22 protein-coding genes and 2 pseudogenes are annotated in these 20,474 nt (G+C 69.6%); 6 read left to right on the top strand and 18 right to left on the bottom strand.

Features of this window, described 5'->3' with window-relative positions; all coding sequences use genetic code 11:
• From AB0J08_RS29335 to AB0J08_RS29290, 10 genes are all read right to left on the bottom strand, one after another.
• A complete protein-coding gene (locus AB0J08_RS29335; RefSeq protein WP_360640784.1) occupies window positions 1-849 on the bottom strand; it encodes a DUF317 domain-containing protein in 849 nt (282 codons plus the stop codon).
• 15 nt (window positions 850-864) lie between these two features.
• Window positions 865-1,656, bottom strand: coding sequence for a DUF317 domain-containing protein (locus AB0J08_RS29330; protein ID WP_360640781.1), 792 nt, complete (start codon window positions 1,654-1,656; stop codon window positions 865-867).
• A 114-nt stretch (window positions 1,657-1,770) separates the two neighbouring features.
• Window positions 1,771-2,592, bottom strand: coding sequence for a winged helix-turn-helix transcriptional regulator (locus tag AB0J08_RS29325; protein ID WP_360640779.1), 822 nt, complete (start codon window positions 2,590-2,592; stop codon window positions 1,771-1,773).
• A gap of 15 nt (window positions 2,593-2,607) precedes the next feature.
• Window positions 2,608-3,339, bottom strand: coding sequence for a hypothetical protein (locus AB0J08_RS29320; RefSeq protein ID WP_360640777.1), 732 nt, complete (start codon window positions 3,337-3,339; stop codon window positions 2,608-2,610).
• Between the two features lie 124 nt (window positions 3,340-3,463).
• Window positions 3,464-4,123 carry a hypothetical protein gene (locus tag AB0J08_RS29315; protein WP_360640796.1) on the bottom strand — a complete coding sequence of 220 codons (660 nt, stop codon included), beginning with the start codon at window positions 4,121-4,123 and terminating at the stop codon, window positions 3,464-3,466.
• Window positions 4,123-4,641, bottom strand: coding sequence for a hypothetical protein (locus AB0J08_RS29310; RefSeq protein ID WP_360640775.1), 519 nt, complete (start codon window positions 4,639-4,641; stop codon window positions 4,123-4,125). The genes AB0J08_RS29315 and AB0J08_RS29310 overlap by 1 nt, the downstream gene beginning before the upstream one ends.
• Window positions 4,638-5,381 (bottom strand): glycosyl hydrolase, encoded by a 744-nt coding sequence (locus tag AB0J08_RS29305; protein WP_360640773.1) that lies wholly within the window; start codon window positions 5,379-5,381, stop codon window positions 4,638-4,640. The genes AB0J08_RS29310 and AB0J08_RS29305 overlap by 4 nt, the downstream gene beginning before the upstream one ends.
• Entirely contained in the window at window positions 5,378-5,959 is a 582-nt protein-coding gene (locus AB0J08_RS29300) for a DUF4913 domain-containing protein (RefSeq protein ID WP_360640771.1), read from the bottom strand. The genes AB0J08_RS29305 and AB0J08_RS29300 overlap by 4 nt, the downstream gene beginning before the upstream one ends.
• A 143-nt stretch (window positions 5,960-6,102) precedes the next feature.
• Complete coding sequence (locus AB0J08_RS29295; RefSeq protein ID WP_360640769.1) at window positions 6,103-6,810, bottom strand: HAD family hydrolase; 708 nt, start codon at window positions 6,808-6,810, stop codon at window positions 6,103-6,105.
• 30 nt (window positions 6,811-6,840) lie between these two features.
• A complete protein-coding gene (locus AB0J08_RS29290; RefSeq protein ID WP_360640767.1) occupies window positions 6,841-8,052 on the bottom strand; it encodes an MFS transporter in 1,212 nt (403 codons plus the stop codon).
• 474 nt (window positions 8,053-8,526) lie between these two features.
• Here AB0J08_RS29290 and AB0J08_RS29285 point away from each other — a divergent pair, with 474 nt between their 5' ends.
• The 5 genes from AB0J08_RS29285 to AB0J08_RS29265 all read left to right on the top strand — a co-directional run bounded on the left by AB0J08_RS29285 (window position 8,527) and on the right by AB0J08_RS29265 (window position 11,207).
• Entirely contained in the window at window positions 8,527-8,658 is a 132-nt protein-coding gene (locus AB0J08_RS29285; RefSeq protein ID WP_360640765.1) for a hypothetical protein, read from the top strand.
• Entirely contained in the window at window positions 8,655-9,089 is a 435-nt protein-coding gene (locus AB0J08_RS29280) for a hypothetical protein (RefSeq protein WP_360640763.1), read from the top strand. The genes AB0J08_RS29285 and AB0J08_RS29280 overlap by 4 nt, the downstream gene beginning before the upstream one ends.
• 303 nt (window positions 9,090-9,392) lie before the next feature.
• Complete coding sequence (locus AB0J08_RS29275; RefSeq protein ID WP_360640761.1) at window positions 9,393-9,968, top strand: sigma-70 family RNA polymerase sigma factor; 576 nt, start codon at window positions 9,393-9,395, stop codon at window positions 9,966-9,968.
• Complete coding sequence (locus AB0J08_RS29270) at window positions 9,955-10,473, top strand: hypothetical protein (protein ID WP_360640759.1); 519 nt, start codon at window positions 9,955-9,957, stop codon at window positions 10,471-10,473. The genes AB0J08_RS29275 and AB0J08_RS29270 overlap by 14 nt, the downstream gene beginning before the upstream one ends.
• 533 nt (window positions 10,474-11,006) lie before the next feature.
• The gene (locus AB0J08_RS29265; protein WP_360640757.1) at window positions 11,007-11,207 is read left to right on the top strand and encodes a hypothetical protein; all 201 of its coding nucleotides are present in this window, start codon (window positions 11,007-11,009) and stop codon (window positions 11,205-11,207) included.
• A gap of 96 nt (window positions 11,208-11,303) precedes the next feature.
• On the opposite strand, the gene AB0J08_RS29260 is transcribed toward AB0J08_RS29265, so the two are convergent.
• The 3 genes from AB0J08_RS29260 to AB0J08_RS29250 are packed head-to-tail and all read right to left on the bottom strand — an operon-like array spanning window position 11,304 to window position 13,235.
• Window positions 11,304-12,500, bottom strand: a complete 1,197-nt coding sequence (locus tag AB0J08_RS29260) for a DnaB-like helicase N-terminal domain-containing protein (RefSeq protein WP_360640755.1) — start codon at window positions 12,498-12,500, stop codon at window positions 11,304-11,306.
• Window positions 12,500-12,733, bottom strand: coding sequence for a hypothetical protein (locus tag AB0J08_RS29255; protein WP_360640753.1), 234 nt, complete (start codon window positions 12,731-12,733; stop codon window positions 12,500-12,502). The genes AB0J08_RS29260 and AB0J08_RS29255 overlap by 1 nt, the downstream gene beginning before the upstream one ends.
• Window positions 12,734-12,758: 25 nt before the next feature.
• Window positions 12,759-13,235, bottom strand: coding sequence for a hypothetical protein (locus tag AB0J08_RS29250; RefSeq protein ID WP_360640751.1), 477 nt, complete (start codon window positions 13,233-13,235; stop codon window positions 12,759-12,761).
• On the opposite strand from AB0J08_RS29250, the gene AB0J08_RS29245 reads away from it, so the two are divergent.
• Window positions 13,125-14,018 carry an alpha/beta hydrolase gene (locus AB0J08_RS29245; protein WP_360640749.1) on the top strand — a complete coding sequence of 298 codons (894 nt, stop codon included), beginning with the start codon at window positions 13,125-13,127 and terminating at the stop codon, window positions 14,016-14,018. The two genes, AB0J08_RS29250 and AB0J08_RS29245, sit on opposite strands and share 111 nt — an antisense overlap.
• Window positions 14,019-14,065: 47 nt before the next feature.
• Here AB0J08_RS29245 and AB0J08_RS29240 read toward each other — a convergent pair whose 3' ends face one another.
• From AB0J08_RS29240 to AB0J08_RS29220, 5 genes and pseudogenes are all read right to left on the bottom strand, one after another.
• Window positions 14,066-16,414 carry a tyrosine-type recombinase/integrase gene (locus AB0J08_RS29240; RefSeq protein WP_360640747.1) on the bottom strand — a complete coding sequence of 783 codons (2,349 nt, stop codon included), beginning with the start codon at window positions 16,412-16,414 and terminating at the stop codon, window positions 14,066-14,068.
• Window positions 16,411-17,247 carry a site-specific integrase gene (locus tag AB0J08_RS29235; RefSeq protein WP_360640794.1) on the bottom strand — a complete coding sequence of 279 codons (837 nt, stop codon included), beginning with the start codon at window positions 17,245-17,247 and terminating at the stop codon, window positions 16,411-16,413. The genes AB0J08_RS29240 and AB0J08_RS29235 overlap by 4 nt, the downstream gene beginning before the upstream one ends.
• Before the next feature lie 246 nt (window positions 17,248-17,493).
• A pseudogene (locus tag AB0J08_RS29230) lies at window positions 17,494-18,021 on the bottom strand (hypothetical protein); the annotation flags it as partial.
• Between the two features lie 137 nt (window positions 18,022-18,158).
• Window positions 18,159-18,509 (bottom strand): hypothetical protein, encoded by a 351-nt coding sequence (locus AB0J08_RS29225; protein ID WP_360640745.1) that lies wholly within the window; start codon window positions 18,507-18,509, stop codon window positions 18,159-18,161.
• 137 nt (window positions 18,510-18,646) lie between these two features.
• Window positions 18,647-20,438, bottom strand: a pseudogene (locus AB0J08_RS29220) (TraM recognition domain-containing protein).
• Window positions 20,439-20,474 lie beyond the last annotated feature (36 nt).

Raw genomic sequence — 20,474 nt, 5'->3', positions numbered from 1 at the left:
TCAGCGAGCACGGCCGGCGAGCGCGGGCACCGGGAAAGCCGCGGGCCGGGTCGTGGTGGTGTAGGCGAGCACCGAGGTGTTCGCGCTCGGTGCGGGGACGGAGCGGGCGGTGGCCGCTCGGATGCGCGCGACCTCCAGCGGGCTCGCCGCGGTCGGCGTAGCGGTCGCCTGCGAGGGGAGGTGCCCCAGCTCGTGGTTCCGAAGGTACCGCTGGACCGGGGCCGGGGCGGTGACGGCGGTGGTGAGCGTGTCCAGGAGGTGGTCGGGGAGGTTCGTGGTGGCGGTGGCGTACCAGCGGTGGCTGGGCGGACCGACCTCGAACAGCCAGCGTTCGACGTCGCCGGTCATCTCGGCCTCGGGGTGCAGGTAGCCGAGCCGCCGGTGAAGTGACACGAGCCCGTCGGGTGAGCGGAAGACGGCGGTCGCCCGCTCGGTCTCCAGATGCCAGCCGTGCTCGTCGAGGAGGCGGTCCGTCACGTCGTAGCCGCCGGTGTCACCGTGCAGCACGGAGCTGGGTGCGGCGGAGTGGGCGGCTGCCAGGGCGGCGGTGAAGTCGCCGACGATCTCGGTAGGAGCGGACAGGTCGACGGTGACCTGCCAGGTGGGCGGCGCGAAGGCGTCGGAGTGGGCGTTGATCATCCACAGGTCGCCGCGCTCGCCTTCGGGGAGGAAACCGGTGCGGACGGTGTGGTCGGGTGTGGTGACGAGGACGTTGCCCAGGTCGTCGCGGCTCAGGGCCCAGCCCGCGTCGAGCAGGGGGATCAGACCGGGGTCGCCGGTGTGGGTGGGGCCGGCGAGGAAGCGCGGCGCGACCTGGTACTCGCGCGCCGGGGCGGTGAGGTTCGGCATGGAAGGCCCCAGGGGTCAGCGGCGCCGCGCCGCGGGCGCGGGCCGGGAAGCGGGCGGTGTGGAAGGACCGGACCAGGACGGCGGCATCGGGCGGGTGGGGGTGGTCCGGGAAGGGCGCCGTACGGTCACGAGGGCCAGGTGGCGGGTCGGTATGTCGCCGACGAGCCGCTGCACGGGCGCCGTGTCGCTGAAGGCGCGGGCCGCGTGCACGAGGGGGTAGAACGGCACGCCGATCGTGAAGTCCGCACGCCACGAGGGGTGTTTCGGATCGCCGGCGAGCATGCTCCACGACGGCGGGGCAAGGCCGGAGACCTCGACGTCGGGGGACTGGTATCCGACGCGGTGCCGGTAGACGGCGGTGTGGTCCGGCGCGACCTGGTCGTGGAAGCCCTTGGGAGCCTGGTCGGGCCGCCAGCCGCGGTCGGCCAGGACGGAGGCAGGAGTGTCGGGGTGGTAGTGCCGGCCCCCGCGCAGGTAGTCGCGGTGCCGGGTTCGCAGACCGTCGGCGAGGGCGGTGGCGAAGGCGGCGGTGATCTCGGCGGGGGTGCCGGTGCCGAAGCTGGCCCGCCACAGGGGATCGGAGCCGGCACTGGCGTACCCGCGTAGGGTCCAGGCCCCGGGCTGGCCGGTGGGCCCTTCGCCGGTGAGTACGGCGGTTCGGCACGGGCTGGTGAGACGGGCGGCGCCGTCAGGCGCGTGGTCACGGGACCAACCGTGGATGTCTGCCAGCGCGGTGACGGCGAGCAGAGGGTCGCCGGGACCGGCAAGTCGAAGCGGCTGGACAAGCAGAGGGACTGTGGAGCGCACCGGTGGTTCCTTGCACTGGTGGGGAGCGGGCCCGGCCGTCGAACGATTCGGCGCTCCGGCGTCCGGGCCCATGGCAGGGGAGGTGGGCGAGTCTGCGTCTGGTGATCACGGCGTTCACCGCCCGCGGGCAGGGCTGGCGGCGGACGGGGCAGCAGGGGTGCGGGGCTGTGGCTGGGAGGAGTGGCTGAACAGGGCGGCCGGCACCGCGCTTCGGCGGAGCGCCGCTGCGGTGCGGATGCCGTCGCTGCCGAGGGCCGGGGCGGGGAGGGTGCGAACAGCGGTCGGCACGGGAGCAGTGGGTACAGCCGTGTGGCGCTCTTCCCAGCGCTGGACGGAGGCGTAGACCGGCTCGAGTGCCTGTCCGGCCTCGGTCAGGGTGTACGGGTCGCCGTGCCGGGTGCCGGCCCGGGTGACCAGGCCGTCCTCCTGGAGCCGGGCGAGCCGGGGAACGAGCAGCGCCTCGTAGACGTCGGCGGCCTCGGCGAGATGGGTGAAGCGCAGGCTGCCGTGCTCGGCCAGCAGTTGGACGACCGTGGTGGTGTGGCGCGGCTGCAGGCGACTCAGCGCGTCCTCGATCCGGTCGGACCTCCCCTGGGGGCTCCGGTCGATGTGCTCCGACGACCACTGAACCAAGGACCGGTACACGGGGCCGAGGGTGAGTGCCCGCTGGCTGAGGCGGTAGGGCGCGGTCCGGTCGAACTCGGCGTCCCGCCGGAGAAGGCCGGCCTCGTGCATGGTGGCCAGCCGCTTGCTCATGAACGGCGCACCGACCGACGGGAAGTACCGCGCGAGGTCGCGAACCCGCATCTCCGGGCCGTACTTGGCGATGGTGTGGACGATTCCCGTGGTCCACTTCGGGGCGAGCTGGCGCAGGGCGCCTTCGACGCGCTGCGGATCGGCACCTGGGATGGTGGCAGTGGCGGGCTGAATGGGCATGATCGTTTCTCCAGGTCAACGGGTGCGGGCAGGAGGGGCCGCCGGCACGCCCGGGGCCGTGCTCGGCGTGGGCCCGCTACTCGGGTCGGCGGCAGCGCTGCGCAGAAGCGCGGCGTGCATCCGTCGGCGGTCGGAGGTATGCGCGGCATCGAGTGCTTCGAGTGCTGTCTCGCCTCGCTGCGTCAGAGAGAGCCGTTGGCCCGGCCGATACGAGGGAGTACTGGTGTCGGCGGCGATCAGGCCGGCCACGATCAGGTTCTCCACCGTTTCGAGGTGGACGGGTGCACCGCCGCCGTTGGTGTAGTTGATGTACTTGTCGCCGTGGACGGGGCTGGTGCTGAGACAGAGGTCGCCGCGTTCGACGTCCCGCAGCGCCTCCCGCTCGAAGCCCTCCGGGTCGGGGCGGGCTGCTGCACAGAGATCGGTCGATCCGTTGGCCGGCGACTGGCCGGGCGTGACGGGTGCGTTGTCCCGCACTCGCTTCCGTTCTGGCGCCGTCGACGGTGGTCCGGCTTCGGCGCATCGCTCGTAGGCGTAAATCGCGCGGGTGAGCTGCTGATAGGCCGCGCCTCGTCGAGCGGCGAGCAACTCGACCTGGAAACCGGTGGATTGGATGACGCCGTTGGTGCCGCGCATGGCGGCGTGGTCACCGCGGGCGATCGGCTCCAGGCGCTCGATCACGAGCTGGGCACGGGTGGTGAGGTCGCGGTGGAGGTCGTCGACGTCGCGGGAGGTGGTGGCGATCATCTGGGCGAGGTGGGCGATCGGGCTCTCGTGCAGGTGCCCTGCGGCCAGGGCCTGGGGGTCTTCGGCACCGAGCCGGTCGAGAAGACGATGTGGGCGCCGGGCTTCTTGAGCGGGTCGTGGGGGTTCACTCGACCGCCTCCATGCGGGCGAGCAGGGAGCGGACCAGGGTGGGGAGGCTGCCGGGGCCGTCGCTGATCCGTACGTCGCTGGTGGCCTCGTCGACGATGTACTGAGCGTCCTCGATCAGGCCACTGCTGATCTCCATGCAGGCGTCGGTGATCGTGGCGGCGGCCCGCATGGCGTCGGCGAGAACCTCGACGTAGGCGCTGGGCGTCATCCCGGCGGCGTCGGCAGCGGTGCGGATCGCGGCCAGCTCCAGCGCGCTGAAGGAGTAGTCGAAGCCCTCCTCGTCCTCGCTCAGATCGAGGACGGCCTCCGTCCCGGGCTCCAGCGCAGGGATGCCGGCGCGGGTGCAGATCGCGTCCACGGCCGTGGTGAGCTCTGCGAGAGACTCGGTCAGCCAGCCTAGGGCGGAGGCGTAGGAGGCGAGGGCGAACAGGCCGACGGGGGTGGCCGGCAGCGGTTCGTCGAGCAGGTCCTCCAACCGGAAGTTCAGTTCTTCGACTACGCGGGGCCCGGCGGCGAGCGGCCCGAGGACCGGGTGGAGGTAGGAGCGGGTGGCCGGGGTGGAGTACTCGGCGGTGAGGATTCCGGCGACGTCCTGGGCGGCGTCGGTGAGCCAACCGGCGAGGTCGGAGCGGGTGGGCGTGCTGTTGGTGGTCATCATCGGGCCTTCCGGGCAGAGGTGGTGGGGGCGAAGCCGGGCGAGGCGGTCGTGTATGCGGTGCCGGCGGGGCCGCGATTCTGCGGGGGGCGCGCAGAGCGCGCACGGGCCGCCTGGACCCGCGGCTCCTGCGCCGCCCGGACGCTGGCCTCCTGGGCCGGGTTCATGCCGGGGGCGACGGTGAGACCGGTGCGACCCAGCCGGTTCTGGGCTGAGCGGTAGACCGCGTAGTCGAGGCGCGGGCCGGCGGCGACGAGGTAGACCTCGCGGGCGTGCTTGGAGGTGGGCGGTGCCTCGCGGAACTGCACGACCAAGCGGTGGGTGGCCCAGTCGCCACCAGCCCCGAGGACGACCTTGTGGCAGCCCTCCAGGCGTCCGTCGAGGCGGCTGGCGACGCGCTCGCCGTGGACCATGTCCTGGAGGTGCAGCAGGGCCTGGTCCCGTATGGGTTCGGGAAGTTGGCGCAGGTCGGCGATGGCGTCGGGGTGCGCGGCGAAGGCGAACTTGGCGCGGCTCACAGCGACCTCCGGGAGGACCGCGGGGAGTTGACGGGTGTGGCCGGCGAGGCCGGGCTGGTGCTGGCCGCCAGGGGGAGCGAAGCGGTGCGGGAGAGTGCGGCGCTGGTCCGCAGGGCTTCTGTGTCGAGGCGGTACTCGGGTGCCTCGGGAAGCGGGGTGGAGCGGTGCTCCAGCCAGGTATCTGCGGCAGCGTGGTCGGCGAAGGCCCCCTCGCGGACCGTGTAGGTGAACTGGTCGGGCTGGAGGGTCTCCAGGAACAGCCGGACGGGCAGGTCCTTGTCCTGGCGGTCGACGGCGATGCTCCAGCCCTCGACATCGGATCCGTCGATGACCTGGTAGCCGACGACCTCAAGGTGCTCGCCGGAGCGCCGGATGCGGTCCTCGACCCGGACCGAGAGATCGTCGGCAGGGGTGGGGGCATCGATGGTCGGTGCGAGTGCGTCCGGCGGGCAGCCGCGGTTGACGAGCCAGTTCTGCGCGAACGCGAAGGTGGCGTGCTCGGCGCGGCGCATGCCGAAGGCGGCCTGGCTGCTGTCACGAATGATGTCGAAGGAGACGATGTTGGGCATGTTGGGGTAGCCCCAGGTCGCCGAGGTGTCGAAGGCGATGATGAAGCTGCGCTCGCCCGCGTCGTGCTGGGAGATCGTCTTGAAGTCGCCCACCCAGGTGCAGTCGTAGAGGTCGGCGCTGAGGTCGTCGGCGGGCTCCAGGCCGTCGAGCCGGAAGTCGATGGCCTTCATGCGGCGAGCCCCAGCTGGTCGGGCGACGCCAGGACACGGTGGTTGGGCCGGGCCGGGCTGGTGGTGCACGCTCCGAACGGGCCGTCCGGGGCCCGGAGCTGGAGAAGCGTGTGGTCGAGATGGTCACGGTGCCAGGTCGACGGGCCGCTGAGGCCGGCCTCGGTGTCGGTGAGCTGCTGCCACGCGAGCCAGAGCCCGTGGAGTCGGGCGACGGCCTCCTGGTGCTCGTACCAGCGCGAGCACCACGGCCGGGTCGAGCTAATCTCCCGGCCGTAGGTCGGCAGGAGCACGTGGGTGACCCAGTTGCCGAGGCCGGCAAGCTCGGCGGCGTACTCCGCGCCGCCCATGGCCAGGATGAACACCGAGGCCGGGCCGTCGCCTTCGGCCTCGGTGGCTTCCGACTCGGGCTCCTCGCCACTGGGGCCGACAGGGTCGGCGCCGAGACGGTCGAGGAGGACGCCGTGCTGGCGGACCTCGGCGATGGTTCGAGCGAGGGTGCTGGCGAGGTCGTCGAGGTCCTCGTCGGGGATGCGGATCGGCTCGGGCTCGGTGGAGCCCGTCGTCGGGTCGTCGGACATGGCACATCCAAGTGGTTCGGACGGGAAGGGAGCGCGAAGGAAGGCGAGGACGGTCCTCTGTGGCGGGTCACGGGCGTGCACCAGGTGTGTGGGTGGGAAGAGGATCCGCGGATTCGGCGGTTTGGTACGGCCGCCAAGTCGTTCTAGACGCAGGCCAGATGGGCCGTTCGGGCGATGAGCTGCGACCCGAGGGCGACGGCGTCGGCGAGGGTGTCCGCCACGTGGTGCCCGGCGGCGGCGAGCTTGGCGGGGTGGTGGAGGCCACCGGTGTGGAGGACCACGTGCGCGCCGTTGGCGTGGGCGGCGTCCGCGTCGTCCAGGGCGTCGCCGACCAGCAGCACCCGGTGGCCCTGGCCGGCGAGGCCGAGAGCGTCGAGGTGGGCGGCCAGCGGGGCCGCCTTCGTGCCTCCGGACGCACCGGTGCGTCCGTCGACGCGGTCGAAGAAGTGCCCGATCCCGGCCTCGCCCACTTCGGCCAGCAAGGCGTCGTGCGGGCAGAGCGACAGCAGCGACTGGGTGTGGCCAGCCTCGTGTAGCGCCGTCATCAGCTCGACCGCACCCGCCCTGACCCGGACGGGCTGTGCGCGAAGGTGCTCCAGGAACGCGCCGTCGCTGTCCAGCCACTCCTGCTCGGTGATCTCGCGCCCGAGTAGCCGGGCGTAGAAGTTCGGGATCGGCACGGTGTGCTTGGCCCGGTAGGTTTCCCGGTCGACGAGGTCGCCGCCGAGGGCGGGCAGCGTCGCGTTCAGGGCGTTGACGTGGTCGTCGAGGTCGTCCTTGACCGTGCCGTTCCAGTCCCACACAACGTGCATGGTGGGCAGGGGAGTTACGGGGGCGGTGTTGGTGTTCATGGTGGTTCTTTCAGCTGGAGCGGGGGGTGGTCAGGCGGAGAGCAGGTGGTTGAAGCGGCGGAGCAGCCAGAGCGCGGCGCAGGCCCCGGCGAGCGGGACGAGGGCGACGAGCAGCGGTCCGCCGGTGCTGGCGAGGGAGGCGAGGCCGGTGCCGGCGGCCTGGCCGATGCCGATGCAGGCGATGAGCCAGGCGAAAGCCTCGGTCGATTGGCCGTCGGGAGCGAGGCGGTCGACGGTCAGGAAGCTCGCGGTCAGCAGCGGGGCGAGAAAGGTGCCGGGCAGGATGGAGCCGAGTGCGGCGACGGTGGGCACTGGGTCGGGTAGCAGCACCATCCACCCGGCGGCGAAGCCGATCGAGGCGGCCACCAGGTGCCGGGCCGGAGCACCGGGCCAGACGTGGCGACCGTAGGCCAGGCCGCCGAGCATGCTGCCGACGGACAGCGCGGCGGGCATCACTCCGGACAGCCATCCGGCGTGGTGGCGCTCGGCGGAGGCGAGGGCGAGCACGTTCACCGCGCCCAGGGCGATGCCGGTCCCGGTGAGAGCGGCGAACAGGACCCGCAGACCCGGCACCCGAAGCGGCCCCAAACGGTCTGCCCGCTCGGGCGTGGTGGCCGGCCTCCACCTTGCAGAGGGCTTACTCGTGATCACCAGGCCGGTGCCGAGCAGGCCGAGCGCCGCGGTCGCCGCCAGTGCAGTAGGGGCTCCGGCCCCGGCAGCGAAGCCGGTTGCCAGCAGTGGGCCGACCACGAACACCAGACCCTGAGTGCTGCTGTCGAGCGCAAGCGCGGCACGCTGGCGGTCAGCGTCAGGAAGGACGTGCGGCCACAGCGCCCGAAGACCGGCCTCCAGCGGCGGAGTCGCGAGGCCGGCCACCAGGACGGTCAGCGCGCCGAGCACCGGGTGCCGGGTCGGGTCGGTGCACGGAAACAGCAGGAAGGCCGCGCTCGCGGCTGGGGCTGCGGTGTAGAGGACCACGGTCTGGCCGTAGCGGTCGACCAGGCGGCCGAGCATCGGCTGGCCGATCGTGGCGGCCAGGCCGTACAGCGCACCGAGCAGTCCGGCCATGGCGAGCGAGCCGTGCTCGGCTCGCACCAGCAACAGGATCGCGACCGGGGCCATGCCGGTGGGCAGCCGTCCGATCAGGGTGCCTGAGAGGAGGCGGGCGACGTGCGGGGCGCCCAGGACAGCCCGGTAGCTGCTGTCCTGGGCCCGGCCGGAGACGACGGGGGTGGTGCTCAAGGGGAGTCCTTCGGTCGTGCGGTCGGCGGCGCGCGGGCGGGTGCCTGGCGACCCGGGGCATGCGCAGGCATGGCAGCCCTCTCGGTTCGTGCGGCTGCCGGGAGAAGAGTCCGGAGAATCCGCGATTTGGTACGGCCGGGATAAGCCGGTAGAAGCCCCTACCGGACCCGGAACAGCGGGCAGTGGGACATCGGCGGCCCCAGCAACTCCAGAGCCCTGGCGGCCGAGTTCGGGCGCATCCGCGAGGAGCTCGGGGACTTCCCCGGCAAGGTCGTCGATGCCGCTCGGCTGCGGTCGATGCTGGTCAGCCCGGCGCGAACCTACTACCCCGGCATGCCGAACGACTGCTACTTCGAGGCGTCCACCGCGCTTTGTCTATCCCGGAGGCCGGGCACGGAGCCGGTGATGAACCACTGCCAGCCGGCGAAGTGCCCCAACTCCTGCGTGCTGCCCCGGCACTAGGAGGCAATCGATGTGGTGAACGCGGACGCCCGCGGCCTCTTGGCGATCCGGCCGATCACCGCGCTGCAGCGGGCAGCACTGCAGCAGCAGATCGAGCAGATGGGCCGCATGCGGGCCCAGGCCGGGCAGGAGAAGACAGGATGAGCACCATCGAGGACGTCGCAGCGGCCCTGGAAGCCGCGATGGACCGGCTTCTGGCCGACGAGCCGATCCGCAGCGATGGAAGCCTCACCGTCGCCTCCCTGGCGCGGGAAGCCGGGGTGAGCCGGGCAACGGCCTATCGCGCCGCAGAACTCCTCGAACGCTTCCGGAGCAAGATCGAGGAGCGCACCACCGACCCCGATGCCCCGGCGACGCTGCGAGAGCAAGTTCGAGAGCTCAAAGGGGAACTCCGCGAGGCCAAGCGCGCCCGGCATGAGGAGATCCAGTGTCTTCGTCGATCTGTTGACGCCCTGGCTCAGCAAGTCCAGGCGCTGACCCTGGACAACTGTGCTCTTCGGGACGCCCTCGCCCGGTCCGCGGCAGTCACAGCTCTACCCGTTCGACACCCCGGTTCGGTCGAACCGGTCACCTGACGAGGCATCACCGCAGGTCAGGAGGCTCGCTCAATCGGGTACTGCCGTCGCGAGTTGCTAGGTGGTGATTTTCGGCACCGCCATACGTCTAGGTCAGTGAGGCCCACAGTCCAGCCTCCTGCAGTCGCCGCCGCCAGCGGTGCACAGCAGAAGCCGCCACGACCGAAAGGAGCTCCGCCGATGCGACCACCCGCTCGCACCGGGAGTTCCCCAGACCAGCCGCCGCCCCCACAGCGGACCCAGCCCCCAGTACCTCTCCAACCCTTGGGCAATGGACTCACGAGACCACCCGACGGGAGTGACTTGGAGAGGTCAGAAAAAGTCGAGCCCTATCAATCGGCGACCATTGACGAAGGTCTCCCGAACTGGGCACAACAAGCGAGGGAGGACGGCAAGCTCTATGCCCGAGCCCGTTACCTAACAGGAAATCCCGACGACGCCGACGATCTCATCCAGGAAACGTACGAGAAGGTCTGGAAAGCGCGGGCGCCGATCAAGCCGATCGATAACCCGGTTGCTTATCTTCGCACGGCGCTGAGTCGACTTCATATTGACTGGCTCAGAAAGAAGAGAGTGCGGCCATATGAAGTCCAGGTCGACGATCTGCAGGACTTTGACAAGGCATGTGAGGGCGTCGAAACGCAGATAGACCTGTGTGACGAAGAGGTTCGCCAGGCTCTCCAGAGCCTGGGGGCTCGGGAGCGTCACCTGGCAATCCTGGTTGATATCGAAGGTTATACAGTCAAAGCGGCCGCCGAAGAGCTCAGGATGAGCTACACAATGGCACACAAATATCACCAAATGGCCACAAAGCAGCTCCGCACCGCTTTGGCGCATCGAGATTGGAAACTTAAGGAGGGCCGGCATGAGCTTGAATAGCGAAGGATACGGCCTGGAAGGGCTTCCTTCGAGAAGCGTCTCGTTTTGGAAGGTTGCCGTTGACCTATTCTTCTTCAAGGGTCACCGCTCAGCCCAAGTGAAGGCGGAGTCCGGTCGCAAGCCAGCGACCGGGCTCCGCCCCGGGGCGGCAGCAGCAGGCAATCTCGTCAACGACCTCAGGGCAGGGATCTGCCTGGTCAAGGCAGAGGAGGTGTCCGGCCGCAGGGGGGCGGCCGGGCCCCGCCCGGCGGACCGCGCGCCTGTTGATCTGTTGTGGGAGATCGCACCTTACGCTCAAAGGACTGTTGAGTGTGAGATTGACGTGCTTCTGGCTGAGCTCAATGAATCTGACTCGCCAGAAAAAGAAGAGCTTGCATACACCATGCTTCGACTAGCTGAATTGGTCGAAATGCGCCAGGGCGAACAGGCGGCAGCCCTTTGGTTTAGGTGTGCGGCAGCACTCGGCAGTAAGGACGCTCGCGACTATGTTGAAAACTATCTATAGTCGCTGCGCGCGGGTCTGTGGGAGGCAATGCCTGCCACAGTTGTGCGGCAACTCGGTCGACGTATTGGAAGAGCGAATGACTAGGGAGGTGGGTCAATGGCCTTGGAGCTAACATCAACTTACCGATCCAGCGGAAGATCTAACATTGGAGGACGGATGAGGTAGCAGTTCTCGCACTATTCCTTGAAGCAAGAATCACCGTCATTGCTGTGGCTCGTGCAGGCTTCTCGATCTCGCGTCGAGAGGGCGTGCCACCTGCTCGGACGGTTAGGCTTGCCTAAGGAAGCCTGAAGGGGCCTCCTAGCCGAGCTGACGGTTAGGAGGCCCCAGTGCGTCCTGGTTATTTTCCGTGTCCCCATACGTCCTAGTCGATGAGTGCAGATCTACCGACGATTAGGAGGACCGGGGTGACCCGAGCTAAGAAGAGCGGCCGACTGGACAGTGGGACCGCCCTAGCCGTTCTGGACGCTGTTGTGTTTATCGGAATCTTGGGGTGTGCAGTCGCCCTGGCCCTTGCGGGGGTTGGCGCGGCCATGCTCACCGCGATCGCAACCTTCGTTGCGATCGCGTTCCGTGCCTGGCTCGGCCGCCGGCGGACTGGCCAGCATGAGGGGCCGAAGTCCGAGATGGCGATTGACTGGAAGATCGACACGAACCGCGGTGCTTCCACCTCAGGCCGCTGGTCGCGTACCGACAGCGCTACGGCTGACGCGGACACCCGCTCGATTGAGTGAAGTCCTCAGGTGACGCCCTGATTGCTAAAGCGCTGGTGAGACATCGGTCTGCCCACATAACGGGGTGCAGCAGCAGGGTCTCCGACAGGGGGCTGTTCACGGGGTGCTCCGCGGGTGGAAGGAGGGAGAAGTGCGGCGGTGTGGTGCGGTGCCCGACCGGGCGAGGGGAGTTGCCGACGGGGCGGCCTTCGCGGTCGCTGGCCGTGGGGAGCTGCGGGCCAGCGCCGCGTGCACCCGGGCCGCAGGATCGGAGGGTTCCGCCGGGCCGGCCTTATCGGTGCCTGGGGAAGGGCGCCCGTTGGCCGTGCGCCAGCGGGCGTGCACCTCGTCGAGCGGGCCGAGGGCATGCAGGGCCTGGCCGATGAGACGGCCGGGTGCCATGGCCTCGTTCTCGGCCAAGGACCTGATCGTGGTGGCGGCCCCGGCGGCGGTGCGGACGACCGAGGAGCGGATGACCCGGTCGCCCAGCCACTCGGCCGAGCCTGCTCCCGGCCCGCCGAAGACGCTGTCGAGGTGCTCGTGCGAGAGGGTGCCGTTGGTCAGCAGGCCGCGCCGCTGGACCTCCCACAGGGCGGTGACCTCGTCGATCGGCTCGCCCCGGTGGTGGAGGGCCCCCAGACACCGGTAGACCTGGCCGTTGCCGGGCTCGGCGAAGTCGCCAGGCCGCAGCCAGTCATAGACCTCGGCCATCGCCGTGGGCTGGCTGACGAGGACGGCCAGCAGGAACTGCTCGTCCTCGGCCTGCGCGGGTGCGACGGGCGACGGCGTCGCCTGCGCGAGTCCCGCAGCGGTGGGTGCCGGAGCGAGTGGACGGGGCTCGGTGCCCCAGCGGCGGGCGAGATCGCCGAGCACACCCGCCAGGACGTCGGCGTGGTGCAGCACGCCGTCGACCTGCTGCTGCTCGGCATCGACCCGGGCGACGTGTTCCAGGCGAACGGCGTGCTCCGTCACCGTCCGGTGGATGGAGCCTTCGAGCACCATCCGGCCGTAGACCGGAGCATTCTTCGGACGCGGGCACGCGGCGATCAGGGTGTGTGCGTACGAGGCGCTCAGCCCGCGCACGTGGTGGCCGGCCTCGGTGACGGTGCCCGTCAGCCAGGACATCGGCACCGTGCCGTCCGCCTCCCGGGTAGGCAGTTCCTTGGCGTTGATCGTCCGCATCGCGGCGAAGAGGGCCTGGTGGGCCGGTCGGTAGAAGTCGGCTGGCGTCAGCCAGGGCAGCCTGTCGAGCTGGGCCGGGTCGAGCAGGACCGCGCCGAGGACGGCCTGCTCACCCTTGAGCAGGGCGTCCATCACGGTCCCTCCTTCCGGGCGGCTGCCCGCTCGTCCCGGATCCGGGCGACCTCGCGGTCGGCGGCGGCCATGGCGGCGGCGAAGCGATCCAGCTCACCGGTGAAACTCGGGTCGTTCGCCAGGATCGACCCGGTACTGGTGACGAGCCACCACTGGCCACCCCGACGGACGACCGGAGAGCCGGCCAGCCGCTCGGAGTGGGGGACAGGAGACGAAGAAGTGCTTTCGAACATGGTCAACTCCAGGACTCGACAGGGGTTAAGCAGCGAGCGCGAGGTTGCCTACCGCAGGAGCACCAGACCGGCAGGACCACGGGGAGCAGCCGTCGGCCTCGCCGTTCTCCATCTCGGCGTCGGCGATGGCGTCGAAGATGTCGCCCTGGCGGCCCGACCACTCATACGCGGTGACTCGGTCGACCGGCGCCTCGTCGAGCGGGCGGCGGCTGCGGTGCAGGTATGCCTGGCCGAGCAGTGGGGAGCCCTCGGCGGTCGCCCTGGCGTTGCCCGCCCGGATCGCGTGGTCGAAAGCGACGACGTCCTTCCACTCCTCGGGCGAACCGTCCCGCAGCGCCCGCCACTGGGCGTTGCCGTGGTACGGGCACGTTATTGCGAATATCTGGTAACGATGCCCAGAGCCCTGGGTAACTGCGCGGCTGGCGTCGCCAGACTTGGAGACATGGACGAAGCGGTGGTGGCGGACGACGGCGTTCGACTGTGGGCGGAAAAGGCGGGCCATGGTGGTCCGGTCGTCTTCTGCCATGGTGGCCCTGGCCTTTGGGACACTCTCGATGACGTGGCGGGGCTGCTCGTCGACAAGTTCGCCGTGTATCGCTGGGACCAGCGGGGAGCCGGGCGGTCGCAACGATGCGGGCCCTATTCCGTCAAGCGGTCGTTGGCGGATCTGGATGCGGTCCGGTCGCACTTTGGCCTGGCTCGCATTGCCCTGCTTGGCCACTCCTGGGGGGCTCAGCTGGCGCTGGAGTACGCGATCAGGTTCCCAGAGCGGGTGAGCAGCGTCGTCTACGTCTCCGGTACCGGCATCGACCCGAGGACAACCTGGCGCGACGAGCACGAGCAAAGGCTCCGGGAACGGCTGGGCGATCGACTCGGCAGGTGGGCGGAACTCAACAACAGAGAGCGGACCGAGGATGAGGACCGCGAGCTCTGCGTGCTGCAGTGGTCGACGGACTTCGCGGAGGACCACCGGGCGCTGGCACACGCCGAGCACATGGCCACCCCCTGGTTCGGAGTCAACTTCGAGTGCAATGCGGCCATCAACGCGGAAATACGAGCGTGGGATGCTCCGGAGCTGCGCGTGAGGTGCGAGGCTCTGCAGGTGCCGGTCCTCATCGTCGATGGTGCAGAGGACCTTCGACCGCGCAGTTCGGTGGACTCGCTGGAACAGGCGCTTCCCGATGTGTCCCGGGTGACCTTGGCTGAAGCCGGTCACCTGCCATGGGTGGAGGATCCAGGTGGCTTCCGAAAGGCTGTCAGCAGTTTCCTGGCTGCTGACCGCTGATATCGGGTCGTTAGGTCCGAGCGGCTCCAGCTCCGGCCTGGAGCCGTTCATTCGGTCTCCTCGGTATTGAGCTGGCCGGTCGCTGGGGGGAGGCTGCTGGTGAGGGCGGCGAGTGGGATAAAGGCAGGCTGTGTTGCTATCTCCTTGGGCGTGGGGCCGGCCGGGGTCGGGATGTCGGCGAGGCGATCGATCAGGGCGGCGACGGCGGCGCGGTCTCCTTCGAGGGCTTCGCGTTCGTCCTCAGTAAGGTTGAGCTGTTCGAGCATCTGCTCGATGCCGTCCTTGACCGCGAGCAGTTGTCCGCGCCGGGAGTCCTTGGGGACGTAGAAGGGGCAGCGGGCGCAGGCCAGGCGGTGCGGACACTTGGCGAAGAAGTCGTAACTGCAGTAGCCCTCGCCCAGGTCGTAGTACTTCCAGGGCTGGTCTCCGCTTGCTGCGGCGCCGGTCAAGATGGCGTCGCGGTCGATGAGGACCTGGATGGTGCGGACGTTGCGGGCGAAATATTCCGCCTTGCGGTAGGCGGCTGTCAGTGTGCGCTGGAGGATCGCGGCGTAATGGCGGGTGCTGGCGGCGTGCTTGTGTCCCAGCCATTGCTGCAGGTCGGCGAGAGATAGCGGCTCGCGGGCGTTCAGGAGTTGGGTGGCGATGGTGGCCCGGGCGCGGTGGCTGGTCAGGGCTCCGCGTGAGTCGGATTCGGGGATGCCGGCTTTGCTGCAGAGGATCGGGATGATCTTGTCGTTGAGGTAGGCCTTGCCGATGAGTTGGGCCCGGTGGCAGAACAGGTGCTGGCGCAGTCGACCGGTCTTCCGGTCGACGAGGTCGGGCTGGGGCGGGCGCACGGCCTGCCAAGCTTCGATGAGTTCGCCGACCAAGAGGTCGACCGGCTTGGTGAACGCTCCGGAGGTCTTGTTCTGCGGTATTCGCAGCAGGCAGATCCGGAAGTTCTCGCCAGTGGTGTCGTCGGTTCCTTCGTCCCAGTCGACGCAGTCCCGTTCCAGGCGGCGGATCTCGTCGACGCGCAGGCCGCCGAACAACCAGACGCCGACCAGCGCGCGGATCATCTCGATCGGGTAGTAGTTGCTGTGCCAACCGGATGCCTTGGCCGCGGGCGTGCCGTAGGCCAGGAGGTCGTCGGAGGTGAGGGTGAGTCCGGCGGCCATGAGTTTGGCCCAGGAGGCGTCGTCGATGATGCGGGGGTTGGGGCCCATGCCGGCGCGGATGGACAGCGGCAGGCTGAGCACCCGGCGGGGGTCGAACCGCGCGTTGATCCACTCCCACTCGATCAGGTCCGCGAAGAACCCGCGGATGCTGTCGATGCGCTGGGCCTTGCCCACTGCGGAGAGCTCTTGGCCCCAGCGGGACTTGTTGCGGTTGTGTCCGGCCCACTGGCCGATCACGGCGTGCAGGGTGTCGGCGACGTACTCGGCTGCGATGTCGCGCGTCCAAAGGTCCGGGGTCAGCGCCTCCGGGTGCTTCTCGACTGCCCAGCGGCCGGCGATCAGGATCACCGAGAACATCGAGCGGATCGTGCCGGCCTCGTGGGTGGAGAACTTCCGCCAGCGCATTGCCCATTCCAGCCACTCCGGCGGGACCGTGGCCAGGGTCTCGGGCTGAGGGCCCCGGTTGTGGTGGTTGCTGGTCAGAGGTTCGGCGATCAGTCCTTTGGCCGCCAGGATGCGGGAGAGCTTGAAGACGCCGTGGCGGCGGGTCTTCCCGGTCTCTCGGTTGTCCGCGACCAGTTCGCGGAGCTTCTCGTCGGTGACGTCTTCCAGTCGAGGGCTGCCGCAGCTGAGCAGGACGTCGACGGTCGCGGGGACCATCGCCTGGGCAAGAGCTTTCGGGGAGCCTTCCCACTGGCTCATCGTTGCGGCCACGTCGTCCAGTGCCGGCTGGACTGCGTCGGTGCCGAAGACCAGGTCCGCGATCTTCTTCAGATGGGTGGCGCGCGCTCGGTGGTGCAGTCGCCGGTGTCCACCGAGCAGGTTTCCCAGCGCGATGAGTTGGAAGCGGGCGTGTTGGTTGGCGGACTGTTCCGAGGTCGCCAGGGTGACCCAGACCTCCTCCTTCCAAGCCCAGTAGGCGCTCTGCTGGCGGTGCATTTCGCCGAGCAGGAGATGACGGGCGGCGACGGTCTGTTGCTCCGCCCACGATCGGGCGGACACTGTCTGCCGATCCGTGGACCAGACCTGGCCGATCTGTTCGACGGGGTCGATGAGGCGGGCCAGGGCCGTACGGCTGGCGAAGCGTACGTTGATGTGGGCGAAGTCGCTGACGCGGGCCAGCGCGGCCTTCTCGTTGTCCGTTAGCTCGGGGTTCTCGCCGTTGATGGCCGCGCAGATCTCGGCCAGCTGGGAGACGACCTCGCCGTGGACGGGGAGGCGGGCGGGGACGGTCATCGTTGCTCCGTCAGGGTGGCGAGCAGGCGCTCGCGGTCGATTTGGATCGAGGCGGCGGCGCGGTGCAGCTTGGCTGCCAGTTCCCGTCCGCTGAGGTGGATATAGCGCATCGTGGTCGACAGGTCGCGATGGCCGGCGTAGAGGGCGATCTGGTCGATCGTCCATCCGGCGCGGGCGAGGTCGGTCAGCCGCAGATGCCGGAAAGTATGCGTCGACAGGCGGGACACGCCGGCCTTGTCGGCAAGTCCTTCGACGACCTTCGACCAGCTCGAAAGTCCCAGTCCTGCACCATAGTTGCGCCGCGACACGCTCCGCAGCAACGGCCCGTCGATGCGGCCGAACAACGTCCGGCGCTCGCTCAGGTACGCGGCGAACAGTTGCGAAGTGGCGTCCCCGTAAGCGACCTCCCGGGATCGCTTGGACTTCGTGGTGGCCGCCCGCAGATGGATCAGTCGGTAGGCGGGTTCGAAGTCGCCGACATCGAGCTGCACCAGTTCCTCACGCCGAAGCGCACCGTCGTAGGCCAGAGCCAGCATCAGCCGGTTGCGCAGAGGCATCGCGTGTGCGGCGTCGAGGACCGCCTGCCAACCGGTCTCGTTCGGTATCCACGGTGCCTGCTCGACACGGCGGACCAGCCCCTGTTTGGGCCGGCGTCCGCCCCTGCCGGACTGGCCGCGGCGCACCGGGTTGCGCTCGCGCAGGCCGTCTTCTACCAGAAAGTCGTAGAACGAGCGGACGGCCACGACCCGTTGCTGAATCGTCGCGTTGGCCAATCCGGCGCCGGAGTCCAGGTGGACGACCTTCGCGGCACGCGGGTTCGGCCGCTCCAGCATGTCGCCGATCCAGGCGGCCACCACGTCCGGGCGGATCGTCAACGGGTCTGCACCGACCAGTGCGCAGAACCGCAGATGATCCTCCACAGCTCGCCCGTAGGCGTCGACGGTGTTGTCAGCCCGTCCGATGTTGGCCGTGAACTGCAGCCACCGTCGGCCCTCTTCATGCCTCGCCAGCAGCGGAAACCTGCTCCACATCACAAGAACCATGACCCGTAACCGTAGCCAGGTCAGATTCCACATAAGACACCCCAGGCAGGCCGACTTCGGGGTCGATCCGAAGCCCCGCGAGCGCAGCAGTCGCAGGCAGTCCGAGCGGGAGAAGCCCCGCTCGATCAGGGGGAAACGGTTCTTCATGTAGGCGACGTCGGCGTCCTTCGCCCGGTGGAACTCGTCGACGCTGATGCCGATCCACTGCTCGACGAACACCCCGGGCGGGATCCGCTGCGGGTGCGGGTAGCCGAGCAGCTCCCGGACCTTCTCCTTGATCGGCCGGATCTTGTACTGACCCGTGCACTGCCTACGTGACATGCCCTCGCCACCATCGGGGTTGAGGATGTGCAGCGGCATCGAGGCGAAGCGCTTGGCCGGGTCGAGGGCGTCGTCGCGGATGTTGCCGGAGGAGACTCGCAGGATCGGGATCCCGGCCGGTTCGGCGATCTCCCGTTCGAGTCGGTCGAGGTGCTTGTAGACGGCTCGGGGCTCCCAGCCGGTGTCGGCGAAGACCGCCAGGTCGAGACCGGGCAGGTGGCCCTCGGCGGCCAGGAGCAGCAGGACAGAACTCTGGACTCCGGCCCCGAGCGAGAGCACTCGAAGCGCGGGCTCGCCGGGTGCGGACACCCGGAGGCCGTCAGCGGGAGGCGGGGTGGTGACGGGCATCGGGGGAAGACCTTCGGTGGGGGAGGGGAGGGTCAGCGGCGGGCGGCGGATGGTGGCGCCGGGCGTGCGGGCGGCGGTGGAACGGCCGGGGCGGGAGATGGTCCGGGGAGGGCGCCGCTGGGCGAGGCGGCGGTGGCCGCGTGGACCCTGGCCTCGTCAGGTGCGGACCGGCTGCCGTTGCGCAGTGCTTCGACGGTTTCGGCGAAGCGGCGCTGCGAGGCTTCACGGCCCGACGGCGGTGCCCAGCGGGCGGCGTTGGCGGCGAGCACTGGGGCGAGTGCGCCGACCTCGCCGGCAGTGGCCGAACCGCGGGCGAGCAGCCGGTTCTGTGCTGACCACAGATCCAGGAACCAGCTCCCGTCGTCCAGCAGGCCCGCTTGCACACGGGCAGCCCCGGGGCCGTTCTGGTAAACCCATGTGCCGCGCCGCACGTGGCGCCAACTCGGTCCGGCGAACGCAGGATCGGGCTCCGTGTCCTTGGACAGGCGGTCGGGCCACCGGCTGGTGGTGCGCCGGGTGCTCACGACGCCAGACCGAAGTTGTCGCGGTCAGCGCCGGCCTTGGCGAGGGCGCGCTCGGTGATGGCCTTGGTGGCGCGGGCCGAGGCCGGGCCGATCTCCTTGGCGGCCCGTTCCTTGTACCAGGGCTTGAGGTCGAGCATCGCCACCCGCATGCCGGTGGCGAACAGAAGGATCTTGCCCTTGGGCAGCGCGCGGATGGCGTCCGGCGGCAGGATGCGCTCGGTGCGCATCGACACGGAGGTGGACTTGCCGCCGTCGCTCGTCGACACCGAGGTGGTCTGGACGTCGTGCTCGCCGATCTGTCGGGACAGCTTGTCCGCGAAGTCGGCGTCGTCGATGCCGCTGCCGATCACTTTGACGGTGGCGGCGGACCAGAGGGCGTCCATGCCGGCCTCTCCCCAGCAGCGCTGGCCCTGCCGGTAGCTCTGCAGGATGGTCATCGGGATGACGCCCCGGCTGCCAAGGTGGGAGTAGAGGTCCGGGAGGTCGCTGATGCGGCAGACGTTGGCGGCCTCGTCGAGGACGCACAGCGCGGGCGGGTCGAGGCGTCCGCCGGAGCGCTCTGCGACGATCACGGCCGCCCGCATCACCGCGTCGGCCGCAGCGGCGATGATCGCGCTGGCGCTGCCGCCGCCGTCCTTGCTGAGCAGGTACAAGGTGTCGCGGGAGGTGGCGAAGTCGAACGGCTTGAACTCCGGGAGGCCCTCGGTGGGGGTGACCCACGCGGCGATCTCCGGGTCCAGCAGGCAGCTGGCGTACTGCCTGGCCGTCTCGTAGATGCCGTCCCTGGTCTCCGTCGCGCCGGAGACAGTGCCCTGGAGCTGGGCGGAGACGGCGTGGTGGCCGGCATCGGCGAGCAGGTCGACCGGGGTGCGGTCGGCCGGAGAGGCCAGCCAGGCAAGGACGTCGGTGATCGGGCGGCAGTGGCTGGAGGCGGCGAGGAAGAGGGCGCCGAGCGTGTTGCTCGCCGCGGTCGACCAGAAGTCCGAGCCGCTGGACTCGTCCACGCTGGCGGTGACGAAGTGCCCAGCGAGTCGCTTCGCGCCGGCGAGGTCGCGGGCGTCGGCGAGGATGTCCCACCACATCTCGCGTGGGTGGTGGGCGATCTGCTGCGGGTCGAGCGTCCAGACGGTGCCCACCTTCGACCGGGCGTCCACTGTGGTGGTGTAGGCGTCGTTCGCCGCCTTGTTCGAGGTGAGCAGAACAGGACCGGGTGCGGCGAGAATCGCCGGGATCGCCAGTCCGGAGGTCTTACCAGAGCGCGGCGCCATGATGGCGACGAGGACGTCCTCCCAGGAGGCACGGACCTCGGCCTTGCCGGGGGAGAGCGTGCCGACCAGGATGCCCCGGTCGTTCGGCTCGACCTCTTTTACACTCCCGGTCGTTCAGGCTCGGGCGCAGGCTGCGGGCCTTCGCGGTGACTTCCTTGTCCAGCAGCGGGGCAAGGTCTGCCTTGCGGGCGAGGCCGGTCTTCGCGCCGCCGCGCCAGCGCATCCACAGCACCAGGCCCGTGATCGTCAGGACGATGGTGAGCAGGCCGGGGATGACGCGGGTGCCGACCAGCAGTGCGGTGGTGCTCAGCTGCGGCCACAGCACGTCGGGGTGGAGCAGGGCGTCGGTGGCGCGGAACGGGGCCCACGGGCCGCTGCCGACAAGGGCGTTGGCGATGTTGCCGGTCACCCAGGCGAGGGAGCCGAAGGCCAGTGCGGCGCCGAGGACGCCGAAGAGGAGGTAGAGGAGCGCGTCGGACCCGGAAGTGGTCGACGGCGCGCTGGTACGCGGGGCAGGCAAGGGGGTTCCTGGTGTGTGCGAGCGGGCAGGGGCGGG

The organism is Kitasatospora sp. NPDC050463 (assembly GCF_040655255.1).
Lineage (GTDB): Bacteria > Actinomycetota > Actinomycetes > Streptomycetales > Streptomycetaceae > Kitasatospora.
The sequence above is the reverse complement of the archived record's forward strand: the minus strand, read 5'-3'. Positions and strand labels throughout refer to the sequence as shown.

Excerpts from the sequence above, each read along its gene's own strand:
- AB0J08_RS29235 (WP_360640794.1), bottom strand. The coding sequence starts at position 17,247 with ATGCTGGAGCGGCCGAACCCGCGTGCCGCGAAGGTCGTCCACCTGGAC.
- AB0J08_RS29305 (WP_360640773.1), bottom strand. The coding sequence starts at position 5,381 with ATGAAGGCCATCGACTTCCGGCTCGACGGCCTGGAGCCCGCCGACGAC.
- AB0J08_RS29255 (WP_360640753.1), bottom strand. The coding sequence starts at position 12,733 with ATGTTCGAAAGCACTTCTTCGTCTCCTGTCCCCCACTCCGAGCGGCTG.
- AB0J08_RS29250 (WP_360640751.1), bottom strand. The coding sequence starts at position 13,235 with ATGGCCCGCCTTTTCCGCCCACAGTCGAACGCCGTCGTCCGCCACCAC.
- AB0J08_RS29300 (WP_360640771.1), bottom strand. The coding sequence starts at position 5,959 with ATGTCCGACGACCCGACGACGGGCTCCACCGAGCCCGAGCCGATCCGC.
- AB0J08_RS29260 (WP_360640755.1), bottom strand. The coding sequence starts at position 12,500 with ATGGACGCCCTGCTCAAGGGTGAGCAGGCCGTCCTCGGCGCGGTCCTG.
- AB0J08_RS29320 (WP_360640777.1), bottom strand. The coding sequence starts at position 3,339 with ATGATCGCCACCACCTCCCGCGACGTCGACGACCTCCACCGCGACCTC.
- AB0J08_RS29270 (WP_360640759.1), top strand. The coding sequence starts at position 9,955 with ATGAGCTTGAATAGCGAAGGATACGGCCTGGAAGGGCTTCCTTCGAGA.
- AB0J08_RS29325 (WP_360640779.1), bottom strand. The coding sequence starts at position 2,592 with ATGCCCATTCAGCCCGCCACTGCCACCATCCCAGGTGCCGATCCGCAG.
- AB0J08_RS29265 (WP_360640757.1), top strand. The coding sequence starts at position 11,007 with ATGCTCACCGCGATCGCAACCTTCGTTGCGATCGCGTTCCGTGCCTGG.
- AB0J08_RS29295 (WP_360640769.1), bottom strand. The coding sequence starts at position 6,810 with ATGAACACCAACACCGCCCCCGTAACTCCCCTGCCCACCATGCACGTT.
- AB0J08_RS29245 (WP_360640749.1), top strand. The coding sequence starts at position 13,125 with ATGCCCAGAGCCCTGGGTAACTGCGCGGCTGGCGTCGCCAGACTTGGA.
- AB0J08_RS29240 (WP_360640747.1), bottom strand. The coding sequence starts at position 16,414 with ATGACCGTCCCCGCCCGCCTCCCCGTCCACGGCGAGGTCGTCTCCCAG.
- AB0J08_RS29280 (WP_360640763.1), top strand. The coding sequence starts at position 8,655 with ATGAGCACCATCGAGGACGTCGCAGCGGCCCTGGAAGCCGCGATGGAC.
- AB0J08_RS29315 (WP_360640796.1), bottom strand. The coding sequence starts at position 4,123 with ATGACCACCAACAGCACGCCCACCCGCTCCGACCTCGCCGGTTGGCTC.
- AB0J08_RS29335 (WP_360640784.1), bottom strand. The coding sequence starts at position 849 with ATGCCGAACCTCACCGCCCCGGCGCGCGAGTACCAGGTCGCGCCGCGC.